The sequence below is a fragment of the Streptomyces sp. NPDC048606 genome (assembly GCF_040650855.1).
Lineage (GTDB): Bacteria > Actinomycetota > Actinomycetes > Streptomycetales > Streptomycetaceae > Streptomyces.
The window spans coordinates 91,105-115,348 of sequence record NZ_JBEZIB010000021.1; the positions used below are offsets into that span (position 1 = coordinate 91,105).

General features: G+C 73.7%; 17 protein-coding genes. 6 read left to right on the plus strand and 11 right to left on the minus strand.

The annotated features are described in order from the left end of the window. Positions 1-14: 14 nt before the first annotated feature. The 4 genes from sucC to AB0D01_RS22970 form a co-directional block, all read right to left on the minus strand. Positions 15-1,193, minus strand: coding sequence for an ADP-forming succinate--CoA ligase subunit beta (gene sucC / locus AB0D01_RS22955; RefSeq protein ID WP_363058067.1), 1,179 nt, complete (start codon positions 1,191-1,193; stop codon positions 15-17). Between the two features lie 354 nt (positions 1,194-1,547). Continuing rightward, entirely contained in the window at positions 1,548-2,726 is a 1,179-nt protein-coding gene (locus AB0D01_RS22960) for a VWA domain-containing protein (protein WP_363058069.1), read from the minus strand. Between the two features lie 153 nt (positions 2,727-2,879). After that, positions 2,880-5,189, minus strand: coding sequence for a DUF5682 family protein (locus tag AB0D01_RS22965; protein WP_363058071.1), 2,310 nt, complete (start codon positions 5,187-5,189; stop codon positions 2,880-2,882). Beyond that, positions 5,186-6,292: an AAA family ATPase gene (locus tag AB0D01_RS22970; RefSeq protein ID WP_363058073.1), complete on the minus strand. Its 1,107-nt coding sequence runs from the start codon at positions 6,290-6,292 to the stop codon at positions 5,186-5,188. The genes AB0D01_RS22965 and AB0D01_RS22970 overlap by 4 nt, the downstream gene beginning before the upstream one ends. Positions 6,293-6,426: 134 nt before the next feature. On the opposite strand from AB0D01_RS22970, the gene AB0D01_RS22975 reads away from it, so the two are divergent. Continuing rightward, the gene (locus AB0D01_RS22975) at positions 6,427-7,773 is read left to right on the plus strand and encodes an SWIM zinc finger family protein (RefSeq protein WP_363058075.1); all 1,347 of its coding nucleotides are present in this window, start codon (positions 6,427-6,429) and stop codon (positions 7,771-7,773) included. A gap of 351 nt (positions 7,774-8,124) precedes the next feature. Further along, positions 8,125-9,750, plus strand: a complete 1,626-nt coding sequence (locus tag AB0D01_RS22980) for a DUF5691 domain-containing protein (RefSeq protein ID WP_363058077.1) — start codon at positions 8,125-8,127, stop codon at positions 9,748-9,750. Positions 9,751-9,857: 107 nt separating this feature from the next. Here the strand turns inward: AB0D01_RS22980 and AB0D01_RS22985 are convergent, their stop codons facing one another. Then, the gene (locus AB0D01_RS22985) at positions 9,858-10,262 is read right to left on the minus strand and encodes a cobalamin B12-binding domain-containing protein (protein ID WP_363058079.1); all 405 of its coding nucleotides are present in this window, start codon (positions 10,260-10,262) and stop codon (positions 9,858-9,860) included. A 210-nt stretch (positions 10,263-10,472) separates the two neighbouring features. Here AB0D01_RS22985 and AB0D01_RS22990 point away from each other — a divergent pair, with 210 nt between their 5' ends. Together AB0D01_RS22990 and AB0D01_RS22995 are read left to right on the plus strand one after the other, a co-directional pair. Next, entirely contained in the window at positions 10,473-11,306 is an 834-nt protein-coding gene (locus AB0D01_RS22990) for an alpha/beta fold hydrolase (protein WP_363058081.1), read from the plus strand. Positions 11,307-11,580: 274 nt separating this feature from the next. Beyond that, the gene (locus AB0D01_RS22995) at positions 11,581-13,059 is read left to right on the plus strand and encodes a peptidoglycan DD-metalloendopeptidase family protein (protein WP_363058178.1); all 1,479 of its coding nucleotides are present in this window, start codon (positions 11,581-11,583) and stop codon (positions 13,057-13,059) included. A gap of 94 nt (positions 13,060-13,153) precedes the next feature. Here AB0D01_RS22995 and pcrA read toward each other — a convergent pair whose 3' ends face one another. The 3 genes from pcrA to AB0D01_RS23010 form a co-directional block, all read right to left on the minus strand. Beyond that, the gene (gene pcrA / locus AB0D01_RS23000) at positions 13,154-15,670 is read right to left on the minus strand and encodes a DNA helicase PcrA (RefSeq protein WP_363058083.1); all 2,517 of its coding nucleotides are present in this window, start codon (positions 15,668-15,670) and stop codon (positions 13,154-13,156) included. Between the two features lie 193 nt (positions 15,671-15,863). Further along, on the minus strand, positions 15,864-17,384 hold the full coding sequence (locus AB0D01_RS23005) for a VCBS repeat domain-containing M23 family metallopeptidase (RefSeq protein ID WP_363058085.1): 1,521 nt from the start codon (positions 17,382-17,384) through the stop codon (positions 15,864-15,866). A 145-nt stretch (positions 17,385-17,529) separates the two neighbouring features. Next, on the minus strand, positions 17,530-19,044 hold the full coding sequence (locus AB0D01_RS23010; protein ID WP_363058087.1) for a VCBS repeat-containing protein: 1,515 nt from the start codon (positions 19,042-19,044) through the stop codon (positions 17,530-17,532). Between the two features lie 356 nt (positions 19,045-19,400). Between AB0D01_RS23010 and AB0D01_RS23015 the strand changes: the two genes are divergently transcribed. Both AB0D01_RS23015 and AB0D01_RS23020 read left to right on the plus strand, forming a co-directional pair. Continuing rightward, complete coding sequence (locus tag AB0D01_RS23015) at positions 19,401-19,757, plus strand: hypothetical protein (RefSeq protein WP_363058089.1); 357 nt, start codon at positions 19,401-19,403, stop codon at positions 19,755-19,757. Positions 19,758-19,875: 118 nt separating this feature from the next. Next, entirely contained in the window at positions 19,876-20,949 is a 1,074-nt protein-coding gene (locus tag AB0D01_RS23020) for an NlpC/P60 family protein (RefSeq protein ID WP_363058090.1), read from the plus strand. Between the two features lie 51 nt (positions 20,950-21,000). Here the strand turns inward: AB0D01_RS23020 and AB0D01_RS23025 are convergent, their stop codons facing one another. The 3 genes from AB0D01_RS23025 to AB0D01_RS23035 form a co-directional block, all read right to left on the minus strand. Then, entirely contained in the window at positions 21,001-22,113 is a 1,113-nt protein-coding gene (locus tag AB0D01_RS23025; RefSeq protein WP_363058092.1) for an alpha/beta hydrolase-fold protein, read from the minus strand. A gap of 109 nt (positions 22,114-22,222) precedes the next feature. After that, on the minus strand, positions 22,223-22,918 hold the full coding sequence (locus AB0D01_RS23030) for a response regulator transcription factor (RefSeq protein ID WP_363058094.1): 696 nt from the start codon (positions 22,916-22,918) through the stop codon (positions 22,223-22,225). Continuing rightward, positions 22,915-24,204: a PspC domain-containing protein gene (locus tag AB0D01_RS23035; RefSeq protein ID WP_363058096.1), complete on the minus strand. Its 1,290-nt coding sequence runs from the start codon at positions 24,202-24,204 to the stop codon at positions 22,915-22,917. The genes AB0D01_RS23030 and AB0D01_RS23035 overlap by 4 nt, the downstream gene beginning before the upstream one ends. Positions 24,205-24,244 lie beyond the last annotated feature (40 nt).

Sequence of the window (24,244 nt, forward strand, 5' to 3'; positions counted from 1 at the left end):
TGTGACCTCTGCCCTTACTTCGCAGCCGCGAGCTCGGCGGCCTTGTCGGCCGCGCCGTCCATGGTGTCCACGCGCTGCACCAGCGGGTGGTTGGCGTCCGAGAGGATCTTGCGACCCAGCTCGGCGTTGTTGCCGTCGAGACGGACGACGAGCGGCTTGGTGACCGCCTCGCCCTTCTCCTCCAGCAGGGCCAGCGCCTGGACGATGCCGTTGGCGACCTCGTCACAGGCGGTGATGCCACCGAAGACGTTGACGAAGACGGACTTGACGTCCGGGTCGCCGAGGATGATCTCGAGACCGTTGGCCATGACGGCGGCGGAGGCGCCACCGCCGATGTCCAGGAAGTTGGCGGGCTTGACGCCACCGTGGTTCTCACCGGCGTAGGCGACGACGTCGAGGGTGCTCATGACGAGACCCGCGCCGTTGCCGATGATGCCGACCTCGCCGTCGAGCTTGACGTAGTTGAGGCCCTTCTCCTTGGCGGCGGCCTCCAGCGGGTTCGCGGCAGCGTGGTCCACGAACTCCTCGTGACCCGGCTGGCGGAACTCGGCGTTCTCGTCCAGGGAGACCTTGCCGTCGAGGGCGATGACCTCGCCGGAGGCGACCTTCGCGAGCGGGTTGACCTCGACGAGGAGCGCGTCCTCGGCGATGAAGGTCTTCCACAGGGTCACGAGGACCTCGGCGACCTGCTCGGCGACCTCGGCCGGGAACTTCGCCAGGGCGACGATCTCGCGGGCCTTCTCGATGGTCACGCCCTCGTTGGCGTTGACCGGGACCTTCGCGAGCTTCTCCGGGGTCTCCTCGGCGACCTGCTCGATGTCCATGCCGCCCGCGACCGAGGCCATGGCCAGGAAGGTGCGGTTGGTGCGGTCGAGCAGGTAGGAGACGTAGTACTCCTCGACGATCTCGGGAGCGGTCTCCGCGATCATCACCTTGTGGACCGTGTGGCCCTTGATGTCCATGCCCAGGATGTCCGTCGCGCGGGCGACGGCCTCGTCCGGGGTCGCGGCGAGCTTGACGCCGCCGGCCTTGCCGCGGCCGCCGACCTTCACCTGGGCCTTGACGACCGACTTGCCGCCCAGCTTCTCGGTGGCCTCGCGAGCCGCCTCAGGCGTGTCGATGACTTCACCGGCCAGCACCGGTACACCGTGCTTGGCGAAGAGGTCCCTCGCCTGGTACTCGAACAGGTCCACGCGCGTCCGTCCCTTGTCTTCAAAGATTCGCAGTGATTCGCGGTTGTCTGCTATCTGCGTGGGCGTGCCGCGAGGGCATCGTGACGGCGCTGTCACTGGGGAGGCGCACACGGTGACCGTGGACGCGGCATGTCCGTCTCGCAGGTTATCCCCGTGGGCCGTAGGTCCCTAAATCACAGATCACACCTGAGCGGTGATACCTGTCACAGATCGCCTCACGGTTGAGCTGCGTCTTCGTGTGATCTGCCGATTTACGCCCGGCGCGCGGACGGGCCCCCGCCGCGATGGCCCGCCGGTGGTCCGGCGGTGGACCCGCGGTGGTCCCCCGGTGGGCGCGGGTCACGGCGGCGCGGGTCACGGCAGGGGCAGGGGGCGCTTCTCCAGGGCCGCCGCCATCACCTCCGGAAAGAGGTCGGGGGTGCAGGCGAAGGCGGGCGATCCGAGGGCCGCGAGCGCCGCCGCGTGGTCGTGGTCGTAGGCCGGGGCCCCGTCGTCGGACAGGGCCAGCAGGGTCACGAACTCCACGCCGGCCGCCTTCATCGCGGCCACCCGCGCCACCATCTCGTCGCGGATGCCGCCCTCGTGGAGGTCGCTGATGAGGACGACGACGGTCTCGGCGGGTCGGGTGATCCGGGACTGGCAGTAGGCGAGGGCCCGGTTGATGTCGGTGCCGCCGCCCAACCGGGCGCCGAAGAGGACGTCGACGGGGTCGTCGAGCCGCTCCGTCAGGTCCACCACCGAGGTGTCGAAGACCACCAGGCGGGTGGAGAGCGCGCGCATCGAGGCGAGGACCGCGCCGAAGACGGAGGCGTAGACGACGGAGGACGCCATCGAACCCGACTGGTCGACGCAGAGCACCACCTCCTTGCGCACCGCCCGCGCCGCCCGTCCGTGGCCGACGAGCCGCTCGGGGACGACGGTGCGGTGCTCCGGCAGGTAGTTCCCCAGGTTCGCCCGGATGGTCCGGTCCCAGTCGATGTCGTGGTGCCGGGGGCGGCTGACGCGCGCCGACCGGTCGAGGGCGCCCGTCAGCGTGGCCCGGGTGCGGGAGGCGAGGCGCTCCTCCAACTCCTCGACGACCCTGCGGACCACGAGGCGCGCCGTTTCCCTGGTGGTGTCGGGCAGGGCCTGGTGCAGGGACAGGAGGGTGGCGACCAGGTGGACGTCGGGTTCGACGGCCTCCAGCATCTCCGGCTCCAACAACAGCGTGGACAGGCCGAGCCGGTCGATGGCGTCCCGCTGCATGACCCGCACCACCGGGCTCGGGAAGTACGTACGGATGTCCCCGAGCCAGCGGGCCACGCGCGGCGCGGAGCCCCCCAGCCCGGCGGAGCGCTCCCCCGGGGCCCGGCGGGCGCCCGGTTCGCCGTCGCCGCCGTAGAGGGCCTCCAGGGCGCCGTCCATCGCGGCGTCCCGTCCGGCGGGCGTGTGGCCCGTGCCGTCGGCCCCTCCGCCGCCCAGGACCAGCCGCCACCGCCGCAGCCGCGCCGCGTCCGCCGGCCCGCTCCCGGCCCGCGCGTCCGTCTCGTTCATGTGCCGCCCTCCCAAGGCTCTCGATTCCCCACACCTCCGGACGCCCGTACGCCGGCCCTCCGGTACGTCCATCCGCCCGCACGCCCATGCGCCGTGCGCCGGACCGCTCGGCCGCGCCGCGTCCGGACGCCCCGACCCGGCGCGCCCCTCGGCTCAGGCGGCCCGGCCGTTCGGGCCGGGGGCCGCCGTGAGCAGCAGGCGGGCCACCTCGGCGGCCGCGTCCGCCCGCGCCGGGTCCAGCAGCGGGGCGAAGCCCTCGGGGCCCTCGGCGGCGCCGGTCGGCCGGCCGCCCGGACCCCGCCGGACCAGCTCGCCCAACGTCCGCCGCACGCCCGGCTCGTACGCCCCGAAGGTGCGCCGCAGCAGGGGCAGTACGTCGACGAACGCCCGCTCCGGCACCGACGCCAGCCAGGTGTCGATCAGGGCGAGCAGCCGCTCGTCGTGGACCAGGAGCGTGCCGCCGCCCGAACCGCCGCCCGCGAAGCCCTCGATCCAGCCCGCCGCCTCGGCGGGGGCGGTGGCCGGGGACAGGGCCAGACCCATCAGCCGGGCCGTCTCGCCGGCCGGGAGGCGGCCCTCGTCGAGCAGCAGCCGGACGGCCCGGCCCCGGATCACCCCGGGCACTCCCTCCCGCCCGGCCAGCGTCGCCAGCACGGCCGACCACCGCTCCCGCAACCCGTCGCCGTTCCCGGCCTCGCCGTCGGTGTCGGTGTCGGTCAGCAGCCCGATCGCCGCGTGCACCCCGTCGACGTGGGTCCGCAGCTCCGCCGCCGCGTCGGCGTCCGGTCCGGCGGCGCAGGCCGCCGGCAGGGCCACGCATATCCGTTCCGCGATCCCGGCCGCCACGTCGGCGAGCGCCGCCCCGTCGGTGCCCCGTACGTCCCCGTACCGCAGCGAACGGGCCAGGGCCGGCAGGGCCTTGGCCAGCCGGACCACGTCGTGGTCGAGCGCCGCCCGGTCGGCGAGGGCGCGCAGCACCGCGGGCAGCGCCCCGGACAGCCCGGCGAGCAGGCAGCGTTCCGCCAGGGCGGTGATCTCGACCGGTTCCGTCGCGCGGGCGGCGTCCGCCTCGGCGCGGGCGGTGGCGGCCGCCTCGACCGTGGTGCCCCAGACGCCCGCCTCGGCGACCCGTACCGACAGTTCGGGCTCCCAGGACAGCCTCCAGGTCTCCCGGAAGGTGCCGGTGCCGGCCCGGGAGGCGGTGGGCACGCCCCAGCGGATGCCGAGCAGGTCCAGCCGGTGCAGCAGCCGGGACCGGGCGGCGTCGGTGTCCCCCCGGAGGTCGAGTTCCAGCTCCCGCCGCCGGGCCTCGGGTCTCAGCCGCAGGGAGCGCTGGCGCCGCGTCAGGTCCCGCTGGAGGGGGACGACGGGCGCGGTGTCCGGGACCTCGCCGAGCACGTCGCCGACGACGAGGCGGTCCTCGATCAGCGCGAGCGGCACGTCGGAGCCGTCGCACATCACGGCCCGGACCGCCTCCAGGGTCTCGGTGAGCCCGGGCAGCGGTCGTCCGCGCAGCGCGGCGAGGCTCTCGGCCAGCCGTACGGCCTCGATCACGTGGGCCGGGGAGACCTGGCGGTCCTCCGCGCGCAGCAGTCCGGCGATCCGGGTCAGCCAGCGCTCCACGGGCCGGTCGGGGGCGGAGAAGAGGTGCGCGTACCAGCCGGGCGAGGTGATGCCCGCGCCGTAGCCGCCGGCGCGGGCGAGCCTGCGGTGGGTCCAGGGCACCCAGGTGGTCTCCACCTTGACCTTGGGCAGGCCGGTGAGCAGGGCCCGGTCGGCGGCGACGGTGGTGCGGGCCCGCAGGGCCGGGACGTGCCAGGCGCCGCACACCACGGCGAAGTCGTCGCCGAACTCCCGCCGGGCGGCGCGCGTCCGTTGCCGCATGTGGGCCTCGCGGACCGCCTCGCGGGGATCGCCGTCGTCCCCGTACGCCTCGCGCAGGGCCTCCATGGCCTCGCCGAGGGCGGTGAAGGCCGCCAGGGCGTCACCGGGGCCGCCGCCCCGGTGTTCGACGACGTCCTCCCACCAGCGCTCGGGGTCCTCGTACCCGGCGGTCTCGGCGAGGACGGCGAGGGGGTCGAGCCGGACGCGCGGCCCGTCGGGCGGCGCGTCGGGGTCGACCGCCGGCGCGGGGGCCAGGGAGTGCGCGGCCGGGAGGTCGATGAAGCGCACCGGTACGCCGGCCCCCCGCGCCCAGCGGATGGCCACCCACTCGGGGGAGAACTCGGCGAAGGGCCAGAAGGCGGCCCGGTTCGGGTCGTCGGCGGCGTGGGCGAGCAGGGCGACGGGCGGACGCATCGCCGGGTCGTCGGCGAGGGCGAGGAGCGCGTCCCCCTCGGGCGGGCCCTCGACGAGCACGGCCAACGGCGCGGCCGCGTCGAGCGCGGCCCGCACCGCGCGCGCCGACCCGGGGCCGTGGTGGCGCACCCCCAGCAGCAGGGGTCCGCCGCTCGCGGGGCTCATGCCGTCACCTCCCGGCAGGCGCGGTAGAAGTCCTTCCAGCCGTCGCGCTCGCGGACGACGGCCTCCAGGTACTCCTGCCACACCACGCGGTCGGCGGCCGGGTCGCGGACGACGGCGCCCAGGATCCCGGCGGCGACGTCGGAGGGGCGCAGGACTCCGTCCCCGAAGTGCGCGGCGAGCGCCAGGCCGCCGGTGACCACGGAGATGGCCTCGGCGGTGGACAGGGTGCCGCTGGGCGACTTCACCTTGGTGCGGCCGTCGGCGGTGACGCCCTCGCGCAGCTCGCGGAAGACGGTGACGACGCGGCGGATCTCCTCCAGGCCCTCGGGCGCCGCGGGCAGGTCGAGGGCGCGGCCCATCTGGTCGACGCGGCGGGCGACGATGTCGACCTCGGCGTCGGCGGTGGCGGGCAGGGGCAGGACGACGGTGTTGAAGCGCCTGCGCAGGGCGCTGGACAGCTCGTTGACCCCGCGGTCGCGGTCGTTGGCGGTGGCGATGAGGTTGAAGCCGCGGACGGCCTGTACCTCCTGGCCGAGTTCCGGTATCGGGAGGGTCTTCTCGGACAGGACGGTGATGAGGCTGTCCTGGACGTCGGCGGGGATGCGCGTGAGTTCCTCGACGCGCGCGGTCATCCCGTCGGCCATGGCCCGCATGACGGGGCTGGGCACGAGCGCCTCGCGGCCGGGCCCGTGGGCGAGGAGGCGGGCGTAGTTCCAGCCGTAGCGGACGGCTTCCTCGGGGGTGCCCGCGGTGCCCTGGACGAGGAGGGTGGAGTCCCCGCTGACGGCGGCGGCGAGGTGTTCCGAGACCCAGGTCTTGGCGGTGCCGGGTACGCCGAGCAGCAGCAGGGCGCGGTCGGTGGCCAGGGTGGTGACGGCGACCTCGACGATCCGGCGCGGGCCGACGTACTTGGGCGTGATGACGGTGCCGTCGGGGAGGGTGGCACCGAGGAGGTAGCTCGCGACGGCCCACGGGGAGAGCTTCCAACGGGCCGGTCGGGGCCGGTCGTCGGCGGCGTCCAGGGCTTTCAGTTCGTGCGCGAAGGCGTCTTCGGCGTGCGGACGCAACGCCTGGGTACCGGTGCTGTTCTCGGGCATGGTCATGCTCCCCCTCCGATGCTCGACAGCCGCTCCCGACTGCTGCTCCCACGGTGCACCATGGGACTGACAACACCCGTCCGGAATGGCGTCGTTGCAGGTCGCAGCGATTGTCAGTGGGGCTGCCTACGGTGGTTTCCATGAATGGACAGCGGGTCCGCCGGACAGTGGAAGAGGTACGGGAGCTCGCTCCCGACGAGGCTTCGCGCACCGCGGGGAACCGGCTCGCCGGGGCGGCCTCGTGGACCCAAACCGGAGGTTCCGCTTCTGGCGCGGTATGGGGGCTGTGCAAGGGCAGTGGGAGGACCCCGTACCGGACGGTCGTGGACCTGTCCGGGCCTGCGTACCGGTGCTCCTGTCCGAGCCGCAAGTTCCCGTGCAAGCACGCGCTGGGGCTGCTCCTGCTGTGGGCGGACGGAGGCGTGGAGGAAGGGGGCGGGGCTCCGGACTGGGCGGGGGAATGGTTGGCCGACCGGGCGGCGCGGGCCGAGCGCGCGGCGGTCGGTCAGGCCGCTCCGGTGGACGAGGAGGCGGCCCGGCGGCGGGCGGAGCGGCGGGCGGAGCGCGTGACGGCGGGGGCCGTGGAGTTGGAGCGCCGGCTCACGGACCTGTTGCGGTCCGGGATCGCGGGTCAGGAGCGGACGGGGTACGCCGGCTGGGAGGAGACGGCCGCCCGGATGGTCGACGCCCAGGCGCCCGGACTGGCCGCCCGGGTAAGGGAGTTGGGGACAATACCCGGTTGCGGGCCCGGCTGGCCGGCCCGGATGCTTGAGGAGTTCGCGCTGCTGCACCTGCTGGACAGGGCCTGGTTGGGGGTGTCCGGGCTGCCGGAGCCGTTGGCCGCGACCGTCCGGAGTCGGGTCGGGCTGCCGACGCCGGCGGCCGGGGAGACCGTCCGGGACCACTGGCTCGTACTCGCCCAGTACGACTCGGTGTCCCCGGACGGCCGCCTCACCACCCGCCGGACCTGGCTGTGGGGGTCGGCGAGCGGGAGACCGGCCCTGGTGCTGGACTTCGGGCCGCCGGGCAGGCCGCCCTCGCTGGCGCTGCCCGTCGGGCTGGTGCTGGAGGCGGAGGCCCGCTTCCGACCGGGCTCGGCGGGGCTGCGGGCGGACCTCGGGGACCGCACCGCCGCCGTGGCGCCGACCGGCGGGGCTCCGGCGGGGGTGGCCACCGCCGAGGCCCTGGCCGCGTACGGGACCGCGCTGCGGGCGGACCCGTGGCTGGAGTCCTGGCCGGTGGTGCTGGGGCCGGTCGTCCCGATCCCGGGGGAATCGGGGGACGGGGGCTGGCAACTCGCCGACGCGGAGGGCTCGTCCGCGTTGCCGGTGACGCTCTCCGACGGCGGCGCCCGTGCGGGGCTGTGGCGCCTGGCCGCCCTCTCGGGCGGCGGACCCGTCACGGTGTTCGGCGAGTGCGGCCACCGCGGCTTCACCCCGCTGACGGCCTGGCATCCGCGCACCGCGGAGGTGATCGCGCTGGGGTGAGGACGGAGCGGAAGGGGGCGTGACGGAGGCACACACGGGGCGCGCGGGGGCGCGCACGCGGGGCGGTCCGCCGGTGACGGCGACCGTACGAGGGACGCACGACGCGCGAAAACGACCGACGACCGAGGACCGACGACGAGGGAGGAATCGAGGACGGGGAACGGGGGCGCGGGGGCGCCGCCGTCGGGGGGAAGCAAGAGAGCGGGGGCTCTGGTGAACGACAACCACGCCAGCTGAAGCACGCCCCGGTCCCGCACAGGGGGCGGGACCGGGGCGCCTGGACACGACGTACGACGTACGACACACGACACACGACGCACGACACGGAAGACGACGCGAGGGAGGGGACCGGTGGAGGACGCCGACTCGGGCGCGGAGCGGGGGGCGCGGGGGCCCGCGGAACCCGCGACATGGGAGGAACTGGTCGCGACCGCGCTGCTGGGGACGGCCCGGCGGGGCGGTTCGCCGCAGGAGCTGCTCGACGCGGCGGCCCTGCGCACGGTGCGCCGCCGCGCGGGGTTGCGGCCCGCCGAGGCCGCGCTCCGGCCGCCGCCCGCGCCCCACGATCCGCGTCCGGCACCGCCGCGGGCCGCCCGGCAGCGGCTCGCGCAGCTCCTCGCGGGCCGGGCCGCCACCGGCGGCGGCCACCGCCGCGGGGCGGCCCCGGACCTGACGGAGCTGCTCCCGCAGTGGCTGGCCACCGCCGAACGGCATGGCTACCGGGCCCCGTCGGAGCTGGTCCCGGCCCTGCTGGACGCCGCGCGGGCCCGGACCGACCTGCGTCCGCGCGCGCTGGCCCTGGCGGGGGCGCGCGGACTGTGGCTGGCCCGGCTCAACCCGGAGTGGCGTTTCGCCCTGCGGGCCACCGCGGGCGGCGCGGGGCAGGCCCCGGACCCGACCGACGGGCCGGCGGTGGCCCGGCTGTGGGAGGAGGGGCTGTTCGCGGAACGGGTCGCGCTGTTGGGCCGCGTACGGGCGCACGATCCGGCGGCGGCGCTGCGGTTGTTGGGCACGACCTGGCCGCAGGAGCGGGCCGAGGACCGGCTGATGTTCCTCGACTCCCTGCGGGTGGGGCTGTCCCCGGCGGACGAGCCCTTCCTGGAGGAGGCGTTGGGCGACCGCAGCCGCAACGTACGGGCCACAGCCGCCGAGTTGCTGTCGGCGCTGACCGGTTCGGCGCTGGCCGGGCGGATGGCGGTGCGGGCCCTGGCCTGCGTCGGACCGGACGGGGTGGAACCGCCCGCGGAGTGCGACGCGGGGATGGCGCGCGACGGCGTCGTGAGGCGACCGCCGGCCGGGCGCGGGGAGCGGGCCTGGTGGCTGGGCCAGCTGGTGGAGGCGGCTCCGCTGTCCTGCTGGCGGGAGCGGTTCGCGGGCCTGGCCCCGGAGCGGATCGTGGAGCTGGCGGTGACGGGCGGCTGGGCCGAGGGCTGGGCGGAGGAACTGCACGCGGCCTGGTGCCGGGCGGCGGTGCGCCAGCGTGACGCCGCCTGGTCGAAGGCCCTGCTCGGGCCGCCCTCCGCCCCGCCGGCGGCGGGGCCGGGGACGGCCTCCCTCGCGGAACGGGCGAAGCTGCTGGAGACCCTGCCCGAGGGGGAACGGGCCGCGTGGGTGGCGGGGTTCGTACGGGCCCACGGCCTGTCGGAGGCCTTCCAGCTGCTCGGCGTGTGCCGGGTTCCGTGGGCGGGCGAGCTGGGCCGGGCCGTGGTGGACGCCCTGGAGGCGGCGCGCGAGGCGGGCAGCTACCCGTGGAGTTTCAGCGGGGTGATGGGGCTCGCGGAGCGCTGCCTGGATCCGGCGGAAGCGGACCACCTGGCCGCGCTGACGGTGGCGGAAGCGCAGGCCCCGGCGGAGGCGACGCCCGGAGCGGACGCGTACTGGGCGGAGGCCTTCGGGCGGCTGGTGGCCACCCTGCGGCTGCGCGCGGCGATGCTCGCCGAACTGGCCCCGCCCGCCGGGAGCGGCGGACGGACGTGACGGACGAGGGGGCGACCACCGAAGGGCGCGGCGTACGAACGGCACGGCTTACGAGCGGCGTGCCGGACGAGGGGTCGGCGGCCGGCGGGTACCGGCCGCCCCCGGGGTCAGGCCTGACGGACGTGGGCGTTGACCCAGTCGACGATCGAGGTGGTGGTGGCGCCGGGGGTGAAGATCTCGGCGACGCCCTTCTCCTTCAGCGGGGCGATGTCGTCCTCCGGGATGATCCCGCCGCCGAAGACCTTGATGTCCGCCGCGTCGCGCTCCTCCAGGAGCTCGATGACGCGCGCGAACAGCGTGTTGTGCGCGCCGGAGAGGATCGAGAGGCCGATGGCGTCCGCGTCCTCCTGGATCGCGGTGTCCACGATCTGCTCGGGGGTCTGGTGGAGGCCGGTGTAGATGACCTCCATGCCCGCGTCCCGCAGCGCACGCGCGATCACCTTGGCGCCGCGGTCGTGGCCGTCGAGACCCGGCTTGGCCACCACCACACGGATCGGACCGGTCACACCCATCGCACTGCCTCCCGAGTGAACGAACGTTAAGTACAGCATTGCGCACGGCGCCGTTTCGCGGTCAACCAGGAGGGGGAAATCACACGCGGGACGCCGTTGATTCATCACCGTTCGGCCGCCCCCGCCACCGCGCCGACAGCCGCACGGCACGGTGGCGGGGCCGTATCGGCAGCACGGCCCCGTACCCAAGAGGTCCAGGGGAGGCCGTCGATGGGGCTGACGATCGCGCCGCTGCCCGTGTCCCGTTCCGGAGCCGCCCTGCGGGCGGCCGTCCTGGAAGCCGTGGTGTTGGGCGGACACCTTCTCCTCTATCCCACCGGCGTCCTCGCGGAGCGCCCCGCCGCCGGGCCGCCCGCCGCGCGGACGGCCGGACAGCTCCCGCCGGTCCTGCTGCTGCACGGGTTCACCGACAACCGCTCCGTCTTCGTCCTGCTGCGGCGCGCCCTCGGCGCGGGCGGCCTGCGGCGCGTGGAGACGTACAACCACTCGCCCTTCAGCCGTGACCTGCGGGTCACCGCCCGCCTGCTGGCCCGGCGCGTCGAGGAGCTGTGCGAGCGCTCCGGGCAGGACCGGGTGGATCTGGTGGGCCACAGTCTGGGCGGGCTGGTGGGGCGGTTCTACGTCCAGCGCCTCGGCGGCGACACGCGCGTGCGGACGCTGGTCACGCTCGGCACCCCGCACGGGGGGACCCGGGTCGCGCCCTTCATGGACGCGCACCCCCTGGTCCGCCAGATGCGGCCGGACTCGGAGGTCATGGCCGAGCTGCGCGCGCCCGCCCCCGGGTGCCGGACCCGGTGCGTGGCCTTCTGGAGCGAGTTCGACGCGCTGATGGCGCCGACGGGCACGGCCCGCATCGAACATCCGGACCTGGACGCGACGAACATCGAGGTCACCGGCATCGGGCACCTGGCCCTGCCCGTCCACCCGGCCGTCATCACGGCCGTCCGGCGCGCCCTCGACGGCGCCGTCCTCGACCCTCGGACCTCCGCCGCCCCCGCTCCCCCGCGCCTGACGGGAACCGACGAACGGGGTCTGGTCGTCTGAGCCCCGCGGGGGTCCTCCGCGTCCGGCCGACCGGGCCCGGCGAACGAACCGCGATCGAACGAATTTCGAACTCAAGGCCAAGGCTCGGTCTCCCCGCGACCGAAAGACGGCCGAATGCCCGGTTCCGCTCAGGATGAAACCGTCCGAAGATTGTCGTCGCCAGTAACCGCCGGGTACAGTCACGCCACTGCTCTCCTCCGGTGAACCTTGAGTTCCCCGGCCACCCAGGCCCCCCACTGCCGAGGCGAAAGAGAAGTTGGTGAACGACCGCCCGATGTCGGGCCAGTACCCCGAAATGGGATACGACGGCCTTTCCACCACCACTTTCGCTGGTGACCAGCCCTATGTTTCCTACGAAACCCAGGGCCAGGGCTATCAGTACGTCACGGACCCGGCCGCTGCGGGGAGTTACGACCCCTACGGCGCGCACCAGGCCACCGGCACGTACGACAGCACCGCGTGGACCGCGCAGGAGAGCTACCTGTCGACCGTCCCCAGCCAGGGCCTCCCCGAGGACGGCACCGGGCAGTGGGACGCGAGCGCCTGGACGACCGCCTCCGGCGACTTCCAGACGAACTCCTTCGCCTACGACTCCTCCGGCGCGCAGCACAGCGGTCACTGGGCCGTCCCCGACTACGGCCAGGACACCGGCGCCTTCGACGCCACCGCCTGGAACGGCGGCGCCGACACCTCGCGGCAGGACGCGGAGTACGCGTACGAGGCCACGACCGTCGTCCCCGTCACCGTCGAGGCCTCCGACGCCTTCGAGACGCTCGATGCGTTCGGCGCGTCCTACGATTCCCACGGCTCCTACGAGGACACCCTCGGCGAGGCCCTCCCCGACATCGGCGACACCCTCGGCGACGGGGACCTCTTCACGGACGCCGTCCACGAACTGCCCACGCAGGCGATGCCCGTCACGGCCGTCGGCGAGACCCGCTCCGCGCGCCGCGCCGGCGGCAAGGGCAAGGGCAGGTCCCCGGCCCCCGACCGGCAGGCCCCCGCCGCCGGCAGCCGGCGGCGCAGCCCCGCCAAGCGCTCCGCCCTGCTGACCGTCGCCGTACCCTCCGCCTGCGTGATGGGGGTCGCCGGAGTGGCCGCCGCCTCCGTCGGCGGACTGACCGGCACCGAGAAGCCGGCCGAGGAACCGACCACGATGGCCGCCCCCGACCCGGCCTCGGTGAAGCCGGTCGCGGCGAACAACAAGCTCGACACCCAACTGGCCGCGCTCAGCGCCGACGCGGGCGACTTCGCGGACCGCGCGAGCCGCACCCAGGAGCGCATCGACCTGCGGGTGCGCCAGGAGGAAGAGAAGAAGAAGCGGGCCGAGGAGGCCGCGGCCAAGGAGGCCGCCCGCCCCAAGTTCGCCGTACCCGTGGCCCAGCACGGCCTCAGCGCCGGCTTCGGCCAGTCCGGCGGCATGTGGATGTCCGTGCACACCGGCATCGACTTCCCCGTCTCCTACGGGACCCCGGTCATGGCCGCCACCGACGGCACCGTGCGCACCCAGTGGAACAGCGCCTACGGCAACATGGCCATAGTGACCTCGCCCGACGGCACCGAGACCTGGTACTGCCACCTCAGCAGCACCAAGATCCGGTCCGGGAAGGTCAAGGCCGGCGAGGTCATCGCCTACTCCGGCAACTCCGGCAACTCCACCGGCCCGCACCTGCACTTCGAGGTGCGCCCCGGCGGCGGCGGCCCCGTCGACCCCCAGGCCTGGCTCGGCAACAAGGGCCTCAACCCCTCCTGAGCGAAGCCGTCCGGGCACCCGAACCGCCCGGACCCCGAACCGCCCGGACCGGGCCCGCGCACGCGGGCCCGGTTCTCGGTTTCCGGAGCCCCGCCTACAGCTTCTGCACCGGGGCGTACCGCAGCAGCAGCCGCTTCGGCTTGTCGTCCCCGAAGTCGATGGTGGCCTGCGCGTCCGCGCCGGCCCCCCGGACCTCCACGACCGTGCCCAGCCCGAACTGGTCGTGCGTGACCCGGTCCCCGACGGCCAGCGCGATGACCGGCTTGTCGGCGGCCCGCCGCGTGGCGAAGCCCGACGGACCCGACTTCGTGCGGGACGAGGACAGGAACGCCTCGGGCGAGGTGCCGAACGTGGCCTTCCCCGAGCCGGAGGAGCCGTAGCCGGAGCCGCGCATCGGACCCGCCGGCTTCTGCGCCGCGCCGGTCCGCTTCCACTGGAGGTACTCGGCCGGGATCTCCTCCAGGAACCGCGACGGCGGGTTGTAGGAGGGCGTGCCCCAGGCGCTGCGCATGCCGGAGCGCGTCAGGTAGAGCCGTTCGCGGGCCCGCGTGATGCCCACGTAGGCGAGGCGGCGCTCCTCCTCCAGTTCCTTGGTCTGTCCCAGGGCGCGCATGTGCGGGAAGACCCCGTCCTCCATGCCCGTCAGGAAGACCACCGGGAACTCCAGGCCCTTGGCGGTGTGCAGGGTCATCAGCGTGATGACGCCCGAGCCGTCCTCGTCCTCGTCGGGGATCTGGTCGGAGTCGGCGACGAGCGCGACCTGTTCCAGGAACTCGGCCAGGGTGCCGGGGCCGGGCGCGGGCGTGCCGTTCTCCGCGGCCTCGGTGGTCGCCGCCTCCCGGGCCTGCTCGAACTCCAACGCCACCGCGGCCAGTTCCTGGAGGTTCTCGATCCGCGTCTCGTCCTGCGGGTCGGTCGAGGCCTGGAGCTCGGCGAGGTAGCCCGTGCGCTCCAGCACCGCCTCCAGGACCACGGCGGGGCCGGCGCCCGAGTCGACGATCGTGCGCAGCTCCTCCATCAGCACGTTGAAGCGCTTGACGGCGTTGGTGGAGCGGGCGGCCATGCCGAAGGCCTCGTCCACACGGCGCAGGGCCTGCGGGAAGGTGATCTTCTCGCGCATCGCGAGCGCGTCGATCATCGCCTCGGCGCGCTCGCCGATGCCGCGCTTGGGCACGTTGAGGATCCGGCGCAGCGGGACGTTGTCCTCGGGGTTCGCGAGGACGCGCAGGTACGCGAGGACGTCGCGGACCTCCTTGCGCTCGTAGAAGCGCACCCCGCCGACGACCTTGTAGGGCAGTCCGACGCGGATGAAGATCTCCTCGAACACGCGCGACTGGGCGTTCGTCCGGTAGAAGATCGCGACGTCGCCCGCCTTGGCGTCGCCTGCGTCGGTGAGCCGGTCGATCTCGTCGGCGACGAACTGGGCCTCGTCGTGCTCGGTGTCGGCGACGTAGCCGGTGATGACCGCGCCGGTGCCGGCCTGGGTCCACAGGTTCTTCGCGCGGCGGTTCTCGTTGCGCTCGATGACCGCGTTGGCGGCGGACAGGATCGTCTGGGTGGAGCGGTAGTTCTGCTCCAGCAGGATCGTCGTCGCGTCCTTGTAGTCCTCCTCGAACTGGAGGATGTTGCGGATGGTCGCGCCGCGGAAGGCGTAGATCGACTGGTCGGCGTCACCCACCACGCACAGTTCGGCCGGCGGCAGGTCCGGGAGGCCGGGACCGACCAGCTCGCGCACGAGCGTGTACTGGGCGTGGTTGGTGTCCTGGTACTCGTCCACCAGCACGTGGCGGAAGCGTCGCCGGTAGTGCTCGGCGACGTCCGGGAACGCCTGGAGGAGGTGGACGGTGGTCATGATGATGTCGTCGAAGTCGAGCGCGTTGGCCTCGCGCAGCCGCCCCTGGTACATCGCGTACGCCTGGGCGAGCGTCTTCTCGAAGCCGTCCGCCGCCTGGTCCGCGAAGGCGTCCGCGTCGATCAGCTCGTTCTTCAGGTTCGAGATCTTGGCGTTGAAGGACTTCGGCGGGAACTTCTTCGGGTCGAGGTCCAGGTCGCGGCAGACGAGCGCCATCAGGCGCTTCGAGTCGGCCGCGTCGTAGATCGAGAACGACGAGGTGAAGCCGAGGCGCTTGGACTCGCGGCGCAGGATGCGCACGCACGCGCTGTGGAAGGTGGAGACCCACATGGCGTTCGCGCGGGGACCGACGAGGCCCTCGACGCGCTCCTTCATCTCGCCCGCGGCCTTGTTCGTGAAGGTGATCGCCAGGATCTGGCCGGGGTGGACGTTCCGCGCGGACAGCAGGTGCCCGATGCGGTGCGTGAGCACCCGTGTCTTTCCGGAGCCGGCGCCGGCCACGATGAGCAGCGGGGAGCCGGCGTGCACCACGGCCGCCGCCTGCTGCTCGTTCAGCCCGTCCAGCAGCGTCGAGGGGTCGATGACGGGGCGCGGGGCCCCGTCGCGGTAGTACGCGTCCCCGCCCATGGGTACGTCGAAGCGGCCCCCGAAGAGGTCGTCCGCGCCCGGCTCGGGGGCGGCGTGTTCCTCGGGCGGCGGCGGGACCTCGTCGGAGGGGCTGAGGTCGGCCAGGAAGCTGTCGTCAAAGAGGCTGCTCATCGCCTTCCGAGTTTAGGGGGCCGGACCGACACCCGGTCCCGCCCGCCGGAAAAAGGCCGACCGGCCCGCCCCCGCGGGGGTGGGCCGGTCGTTTCCCATGAGCTTCGGCGGTCCGGTCGGTCGGTCCCGGTCGGTCCCGGTCGGTCCGGTCGGTCGGTCCGGCAGGGGCCGGGCCGGTGCCCGGCGCCGGGGGCTACCAGCCGGCGGAGCCGATCTCCTTGCGCTCGCCCAGGCCGGAACCGGTGCCCGGGTAGAGGAAGAGCTTGCCGGTCGAGTTCTGGACGGCGACCAGGTCGTCGGCGCCGGTGGCGCCCTGGAGGTCGCCGCCGATCAGGTCGGACATGCCGTTCCAGCCGCCCGTGCCGATGAGGACGCGCTCGCCGATGTACCCGTTGTTGCCCGGGTAGAGCCACAGCTTCCCGGTGGACTCCTCCACCCCGACCAGGTCCTGTCGTCCGCTGTTGTTGACGTCCATGCCGGTCAGGTTGGACATGCCGTTCCAGCCGCCGGAGCCGATCTCCTTGCGGGTCCCGAGCTGCCCGCTCGTGGATCCCGGGTAGAGGTAGAGCTTGCCGGTGGACTTCTCGACGGCCGCGAGGTCGGAGACCTTGTCTCCGTTGAGGTTCAGCCCGGTCAGGTCGGACATGCCGTTCCAGCCGCCGGTGCCGATCATGACGCGGGTGGAGCCGCCCGCGATCGTCGAGTTGTCGGCGCCCTTGTAGAGCCACAGCCTGCCGGTGGACTCCTCGACGGCGACGACGTCGTCCTTGCCGTCGCCGGTGAAGTCGCCGCCGGTCAGGTTGGACATGCCGTTCCAGCCGCCGGAACCTATCTCGACGCGGGTCGAGCCGCCCGCGATGGTGCCGTTGGAGTTGCCCTTGTAGAGCCACAGCTTTCCGGTGGACTTCTCCACGCCGACGACGTCGATCACGCCGTCGCCGGTCAGGTCGGCGGAGGCCAGGTCGATCATGCCGGTGTCGCCGGTGCCGCCGCCGCCCGGGCCGTCCGGCTTCGGGTCCGGGGTCGGGGCCGCGCAGTTCTTGCTGGTCAGGCTGGCGTCGGGGTAGAAGGCGGTGCCGTTGAAGACGGTGCGCTGGTAGCTGGAGTTGTGGCGCTGTTCGTAGTGCAGGTGGGCGCCGGTCGATCCGCCGGTGCTGCCGACGAGGCCGATCAGCTCGCCGGCGTCGACCTTCTCCCCCTCGGACACCCTGAAGGCGTTGAGGTGGGCGTAGAGGGTGCTCCAGCCGTTGCCGTGGTCGATGACGACGAACTTTCCGTAGCTCTCGTTGCCCTTGTCCCGGATGTGGGCGGTGCCGCCGGCGCTGGCCAGGACCGACTTGTTCACGGTCGTGGACGCGCCGCCGTGCGTCCAGTCGACGGAGTTGGCGGAGGGCCGGTGCGTGGAGCGGGAGTCGCCGAACCACTTCTCGCCGCACGGGAAGGGCATCTGGAAGCGGGGGCGGCTGTCGCCGGTGGCGAAGGTGGCGGCCATCGGGGCGTTGTAGGACGAGGAGAGTCCCATTTCCTCGGCGGTGAGGACGGGCAGCTCCCCGTGGTGGTCGCCGTCCTCGGCCCGGGCCCCGCCGACGGAGAGGGCGGTGGCGGCCAGGGTGGCGCAGATCAGTCCGGTGGCCATCCGCACGCGTCGCGAGGTGCGGGGGGTCGGGGCGGCGACTGCGGGAGCGGAGGGGACGGAGGGGGTGTTCGCAGACATGTGGGGTTCCAAACCGGCACACGGGTGCCCGGGGAAGGGGTGGAGGTGGGGTGCGTGACGGCTCGTACGGCGGGGGGCCGCCGGAGCCGGGGTGGGGACGGGGGCGGGGGCGGGTGTGGTCACGCCCCGCCGTCCCGGGGGGCGGCTACCAGCCGCCGGAGCCGATCTCCTTGCGGGCGCCGAGGCCGGAGCCCGTGCCCGGGTAGAGCCACAGCTTCCCGGTCGCCTTCTCCACGCCGACGAGGTCGTCGTGGCCGTTGGAGGTGAAGTCGCCGCCGACCAGGTCGTTCATGCCGTTCCAGCCGCCGGAGCCGATCTCCTTGCGGTCGGCGAGGCCGGTGCCCTCGCCCTTGTAGAGGAAGAGCTTGCCGGTGGAGGTCTCCGCGCCGACGAGGTCGGCCCTGCCGTCGCTGTCGATGTCCATGCCGACGAGGTCGTGCATGCCGTTCCAGCCGCCCGTGCCGATCAGCACGCGGGTGCTGCCGCCGCCGATGGCTCCCGCGCCGTTGCCCTTGTAGAGCCACAGCTTCCCGGTGGAGCGCTCCACCCCGACGAGGTCGGCCCTGCCGTCGCCGGTGAAGTCGCCGCCCACCAGGTCGTGCATGCCGTTCCAGCCGCCCGAGCCGATCTCCTTGCGGGCGCCGAGGCCGCTGCCGTTGCCCGGGTAGAGGTAGAGCTTGCCGGAGCTCTCCTCGGTGGCGATGACGTCGTCCCTGCCGTCGCCGGTGAAATCGCCGGCCGCCAGGTCGGACATGCCGTTCCAGCCGCCCGAGCCGATCTCGACCCGGGTGGAGCCGCCCGCGATGGTGCCGTTCGCGTTGCCCTTGTAGAGCCACAGCTTGCCGGTGGAGGCCTCGACGCCGACCACGTCGTCGACGCCGTCGCCGTTGAGGTTGGCCGCGACGAGGTCGGTCATGCCGGCGGGGGGCGCGGGCGGGGTCGTCGTGTCGTCGACGATGTTGTCGTAGCGGACGGGGAGGAAGGGTCCGTAGCCCGGGTAGTACGGGTAGTCGTAGACGCGGTGGTGCACGCCGGAGGGGGTGAAGTCGAAGCCCCAGTAACGGGTCTTGGCGCTGTCGGCCCACTTCTCGAAGAGGACGACGTGGCCGTTCACCCCCGCGTCGTTGTCCAACAGGGCGTCGCCCGCCTTCAGTTCGGACTTGGCGATGGAGTGGACGGTGCCGCGCGGTTCGAAGGCGTCGGTGGTCAGCGAGTCGTCCAGGTCCCAGGCCATGGAGACGAAGCCGGAGCAGTCGGTGCGGTAGCCGCCGTACCGGCCGCCTCCGGAGTAGTCGAGGCCGATGCCGACCCAGGACTTGGCGCGGGCGATGACCCGGCTACGGGTGATCTTCGTGGCGGCGGCCGAGTAGACCGAGGCTCTCAGCTCGCCGGACACCGGGGCCACCGCCCCCTGGCCGGAACTGCCGAAGTCCGGATCCGGTATCGGGTCGGCGGTGGGGGCCGCGGCGGGAACGCCCGTGGCGGCGGACGGCGCGGCCAGCGCCGCCGAGTCGACGGCCACGACCGTTCCGGAGGCGACGGCCGCGGCGACCAGGGCGGCCACCGCGGCGCGGCGGGGCGAAGGGGTGGAGGACGTACGGGTGGACGACGTACGGGCGGCGGGCGTACGGGTACCGGGCGTACGGGTGTGACGGGGCATGGCGGAACTCCGGTTCACGACGGGGGATCGGGTGCGGGGAGCCGGGGCGTGCGCTCCGGCGCCTCCCCCTCGCCCGTGCACGTCCCGCGGTGACGCCGCCGGGGCTCTGAGGGGGTGTCAGCGGGGGTTTCCCCCGCTGCCGTGCCTCAGCTTCGCCGCCGTGATCACGGCGCGGAAGGCTTCACCGCGGGACCGAATCGGCCATGGCCGGTTCCGGCCCGTCCCCACCTGCGACCCCCCGTTCCACGGCCTCGGACCGGCCCGCACCGGGCCCGCGCCGGCCCCGGGCCGGGCCCGTGCCCGGCCCGGCCCCTCCGCCGTCGGGGGGCGCGGGGGCGCCCCGTACGCTCGACGGCATGACCGTTCTCATCAATGTCTTCGTCGGCCTGCACATCATCGGCATCGCCTCGCTGCTGGGCGGCTTCCTGACCCAGATGAAGGCGATGGGCGCCGGCACCGCCCGCTTCACGCCCGCGATGCTGCACGGCGCGCTGACCATGCTCGTCACCGGCGTCCTGCTCGTCGGCTTCCGGGAGATGAGCGGCGGAGCGCCCCTGAACCACGTGAAGATCGGGATCAAGCTGGCGATCCTCTTCGTGATCCTCGCGCTGGTCTACGTGAAGCGGGACGAGGAGAGCGTCGACAAGGCGCTGTTCGGCGCGGTGGGCGGACTGACCGTGGCGAATATCTTTATCGCCGTCCTCTGGCACTGAGCGGTCCCCTCCGGTCATCCACGGCCAGACAAGATCACTTCCGGGCTTTTCGACATCGTCCCGTGACCTCCGGGTTTAGCGTCCTCCCCCAAGACCGACGGAAGGACGTGAGGCCCCCGTGGCCAGTCATCGAAAGCCCCGGCAGCGCCCGCTGTGCGGCGGCCCCGTACGGACCGCCGCCACGCTCGCCCTCGCGGGCGCTGCCACCACCACCGCCTTCGAGGGCACGTCGCAGGCCGAACCGCAGCTCGGCCCGGCCCAGGTGAGGGCCGAGGTGGACCGGCTCTACGGGGAGGCCGAGGCGGCGACCGAGCGGTACAACGGGGCGAAGGAGAAGGCCGACGCGGCGGAGCGGTCGCTGAACGGGCTGCGCGACGAGGCCGCCCGCAGGACGGACCGCCTCAACACCGCCCGCAACGCGCTCGGCTCGCTCGCGGCCGGCCAGTACCGCAGCGGCGGGCTGGGCCCCGCGCTCCAACTGGCCATGGCCACCGACCCGCAGGACTACCTCGACCGCGCCGGCTTCCTGGCCCGGGCCGGCGACCGCACCGCCGCCGAGGTGTCCTCCGTACGGCGCGGCCTCGACGAGGTCGGCGCGCTGCGCGAGAAGGCGGCCGGCAAGGTCGCGGAACTCCGCGCCGGCCAGGACGAACTGGCCGCGCAGAAGGCCGTCGTCGAGGACCGGCTGAACACCGCCAAGCGGCTGCTGGACCGGCTCACCGCCGAGGAGCGGGCGGCGTACGAGGCCGCGTCGGGCGGTGGCGCGACCACCCCGGCCGCGGGGGCCGGGGCCGGCGCGGCGGCCGGGCCCGCGGCGCGCCCGGCACCGGTCCCCTCGGACGGCTCCCGCGCCGCCCGCGCGGTGGCGTTCGCCCACGGGGCGATCGGCAAGCCGTACGTGTGGGGCGCGACGGGACCGGGCTCGTACGACTGCTCGGGGCTGACCCAGGCGGCGTGGCGCGCGGCCGGGGTCTCCCTGCCCCGCACCACCTACACCCAGATCAACGCCGGCCGGCGGGTCTCGCGGGACGCGTTGGCCCCCGGTGACCTGGTGTTCTTCTACTCCGGGGTGACGCACGTCGGCCTGTACGTCGGCGGTGGCCAGATGATCCACGCCCCGCGTCCCGGCTCCACGGTCCGCCTCGCGCCGGTGGACTCGATGCCCTGGGCGGGCGCCTCCCGTCCGGCCTGAGGCGTCCGACCCGATCCGCCCGGCCCGAGCCGCCCGGCCCGAGGCCTCCCGCTACGGCGCCTTGACCGTCTTGCTCAGCCAGTCGAAGGTCTGCGGCAGCTGCCTGGACCACGAGTCGAGGTTGTGCCCGCCGCCGACCTTCTCCGCGTGCACCGTCGTCGGGCTCTTGGCGATGGCCTTCAGGTCCTGGCCGGACAGGTAGCCGTCGTGCTCGGCGCCCGACATCCACAGGGAGACCGCCGGCGGGGCGGGCTGCGTCTGGAGGAGGTGCTTGAGGTTGTGGGTGCGGCGCAGTTCCGGGTCCTGGGCGACCAGCGAGCTGGGCTCCTGCCCGGGGTCGTTGTACCCGGACAGGGAGACGGCCGCGCCGTAGCGGTCGGGGTGCAGGATCGCGAGCTTGGCGGCGCAGTAGGCGCCGGCGGAGTATCCGGCGACGCCCCAGGTGCGGGCCTCGTCCGAGGCCCGGAAGTTGTCGGTGACCATCTTGCGGACGTCGACGCTGAACCAGCTGTCGGCGTTGACCTTGCCGGTGAGGTTGGCGCAGCCGGTGTCGGCGTTGCCGAGGAGCATGGCGCGCGGGGAGACCAGGATGAAGGGCTGGATCTTCCCCTCCTTCATGAGGGGCTCCAGCACCTCGTGCGCCTTGAGCCCCTGGAACCAGGACTTGCCGGTGCCGGGTATGCCGGGGATCAGCTCGACGACCGGGAACTTCCGGTCCTTCCAGGCCGGGTCGTCGTACTGCGGCGGCAGCCACACCATGACGTCGCCCTTGACCCCGGAGATCTTCCCGTCGAGCTCGGTCTTCTTCACGCGCCCGCCGAGGCCCTCGACCGGCTGGAAGTCCTGGCGGGCCTTCGGCTCCTCCTTGACCTGTTCGGCCTTCTTGCCGCCGAGTCCGTCCGGGCCGAGGTCGGGGGCGGCCTGGACGTAGGACCCGGTGCCCATCAGGTCGCCCCAGGAGGCGTAGAAGTTCATGTCCCGGTTGATCGCGACGAAGACCAGGGCCACGGCCGTCACCTGGGCGAAGACCACCATCAGGACGCGGGTCGCGCCGCGTGCGACGGCGGGGCCGCGCACCTTGCTCCACACGGCCAGCGGCAGGGCGACGGCGATCACGGTCAGGGCGACCACCGTCGCGAGAAGGGGGGTCCCCGTCAGGCTCATCACGCCACCCAAGAGTCCGCCGGCCCCTGGTCCGGTTGCCCGCCGGACCTGCGTCGTGGATCACATGTCGGTCGGCGGGGGAACCGGGGGCGGGCGGACCGCGTCGCGCTCAGACCAGGCGGCGGGCCGTGGCCCAGCGGGTCAGCTCGTGGCGGTTGGACAGCTGGAGCTTGCGCAGGACGGCCGAGACGTGGGACTCCACCGTCTTCACCGAGATGAACAGCTGCTTGGCGATCTCCTTGTACGCGTACCCGCGCGCGATCAGTCGCAGCACCTCGCGCTCGCGCTGGGTGAGGCGGTCGAGGTCCTCGTCCACCGGCGGGGCGTCCGTGGAGGCGAAGGCGTCCAGCACGAAGCCGGCGAGGCGCGGCGAGAACACCGCGTCCCCGTCCTGGACCCGGAAGACGGAGTCGACGAGGTCGGCGCCGGTGATGGTCTTGGTGACGTAGCCGCGGGCGCCGCCCCGGATGACGCCGATGACGTCCTCGGCCGCGTCGGAGACCGACAGGGCCAGGAAGCGCACCGGGTTCTCGTGCGCCGCCATCAGCGGGGCGCAGCGGCGCAGCACCTCCACGCCGCCACCGCCGGGCAGGTGCACGTCGAGGAGCACGACCTCGGGGCGGGTGGCGGTGATGACGGTGACGGCCTGGTCGACGTCGGCGGCCTCGCCGACGACCTCGACGCCGGTCCGCGCGGTCTCGCCGATCTCGGCCTGGACGCCCGCGCGGAACATCCGGTGGTCGTCGACGAGCACCACCCGCACGCGCCTGGTCTCCGCCCGCGTCACACCGTTGTCCTCGCTCATGCCGCCCTCTCCATCTCCAGCTCGACTTCCGTGCCGCCGTCGGGCGCGGACCGCAGTCGGGCGGTCCCGCCGTTGCGCTGCATCCGGCCGATGATCGATTCTCGTACGCCCATGCGGTCGTCGGGTACCGCGTCGATGTCGAAGCCCGGTCCGCGGTCGCGTACGGACACGAACACGGTACGGCCCTCGACCTCCGCGTAGACCTGGACCGGTCCCCCCTCGCCACCGTACTTGGCGGCGTTGACCATCGCCTCGCGCGCGGCCTGGACCTGGGCGCCCAGCTTCTCGTCGAGGGGGCAGTCGCCGACGACGACCACCTCGATCGGGACGCCGTGGTGGTCCTCCACCTCGGCGGCGGTCTTCTTGACCGCCTCCGCGAGGGTGGTCGGCTCCTCCTCCTCGTCCTTGCCGGTTCCCTCGGGCTTGTACAGCCAGTTGCGCAGTTCCCGTTCCTGGGCGCGCGCGAGGCGGCGGACCTCGCCGACGTCCTCGGCGTTGCGCTGGATCAGGGTGAGGGTGTGCAGGACGGAGTCGTGGACGTGGGCGGCGACCTCGGCGCGTTCCTGCGCCCGGATGCGCATGAGGCGTTCCTCGGAGAGGTCCTGGGTCATCCGGATCAGCCAGGGGCCGGCGAGCAGGGCGATACCGACGAGGACGGCGAGGGTGGCGGTGAGGACGTTGCCGAGCTGGGCCGCCGAGCCGCGGACGACGATGAAGACGGTCAGGCCGACGCCGACGAGGGCCACGCCCGCCAGGGCCCGCGCCGCCTGGAAGAGGCGGCCGCGGCTGCCCTTGGCGGGGCCCCAGTGGGCGCGGCGGGCGTTGTCGGCCTGACGCCAGACGAGGACCACGCCGGCGCCGACGAGCAGCGTCGGCCAGATGTAGCGGCCGTTCTCGCCGCCGACCCTGAGCTGGGAGATGAAGATCCCGGCGCCGACGACGAGGGCGATCAGCCCGGACACCGCCCCCTTGTCGGGCTTGCGCAGGCGCCGGGTGCCGTCGTCGAGGGTCTCGAAGAAGGAGTGGTGTCCGGTGCTGCCGCCGACGCCGAGCGGGACGAAGACCCAGAACGCGGCGTAGAGCAGCACTCCGAGGCCGTCCCCGAACAGGAACAGGCCGAGGAAGGCGAGGCGGACCCAGAGCACGGGCAGCCCGAGGTGCCCGGCGAGGCCGCGCGCGACACCGCCGAGCATCCGGCCGTCCGCGCTGCGGTAGAGCTTGCGCGGGGCGCTCTCGTCGGTGTCCGGGGCGTGCGGGGTACGGGGTGCGGCGGCTGCTGCGGGCATGACACCAAGGGTCACATGCGCGGGCCCGGCCGGACATCAG

Bases quoted from the DNA above. Each gene is read 5' to 3' on its own strand.
- AB0D01_RS22960 (WP_363058069.1), bottom strand. From the start codon at position 2,726: ATGAACGAGACGGACGCGCGGGCCGGGAGCGGGCCGGCGGACGCGGCG.
- AB0D01_RS22965 (WP_363058071.1), bottom strand. From the start codon at position 5,189: ATGAGCCCCGCGAGCGGCGGACCCCTGCTGCTGGGGGTGCGCCACCAC.
- AB0D01_RS22970 (WP_363058073.1), bottom strand. From the start codon at position 6,292: ATGACCATGCCCGAGAACAGCACCGGTACCCAGGCGTTGCGTCCGCAC.
- AB0D01_RS22975 (WP_363058075.1), top strand. From the start codon at position 6,427: ATGAATGGACAGCGGGTCCGCCGGACAGTGGAAGAGGTACGGGAGCTC.
- AB0D01_RS22985 (WP_363058079.1), bottom strand. From the start codon at position 10,262: ATGGGTGTGACCGGTCCGATCCGTGTGGTGGTGGCCAAGCCGGGTCTC.
- AB0D01_RS22990 (WP_363058081.1), top strand. From the start codon at position 10,473: ATGGGGCTGACGATCGCGCCGCTGCCCGTGTCCCGTTCCGGAGCCGCC.
- AB0D01_RS22995 (WP_363058178.1), top strand. From the start codon at position 11,581: ATGTCGGGCCAGTACCCCGAAATGGGATACGACGGCCTTTCCACCACC.
- pcrA (WP_363058083.1), bottom strand. From the start codon at position 15,670: ATGAGCAGCCTCTTTGACGACAGCTTCCTGGCCGACCTCAGCCCCTCC.
- AB0D01_RS23005 (WP_363058085.1), bottom strand. From the start codon at position 17,384: ATGTCTGCGAACACCCCCTCCGTCCCCTCCGCTCCCGCAGTCGCCGCC.
- AB0D01_RS23010 (WP_363058087.1), bottom strand. From the start codon at position 19,044: ATGCCCCGTCACACCCGTACGCCCGGTACCCGTACGCCCGCCGCCCGT.
- AB0D01_RS23015 (WP_363058089.1), top strand. From the start codon at position 19,401: ATGACCGTTCTCATCAATGTCTTCGTCGGCCTGCACATCATCGGCATC.
- AB0D01_RS23025 (WP_363058092.1), bottom strand. From the start codon at position 22,113: ATGAGCCTGACGGGGACCCCCCTTCTCGCGACGGTGGTCGCCCTGACC.
- AB0D01_RS23030 (WP_363058094.1), bottom strand. From the start codon at position 22,918: ATGAGCGAGGACAACGGTGTGACGCGGGCGGAGACCAGGCGCGTGCGG.
- AB0D01_RS23035 (WP_363058096.1), bottom strand. From the start codon at position 24,204: ATGCCCGCAGCAGCCGCCGCACCCCGTACCCCGCACGCCCCGGACACC.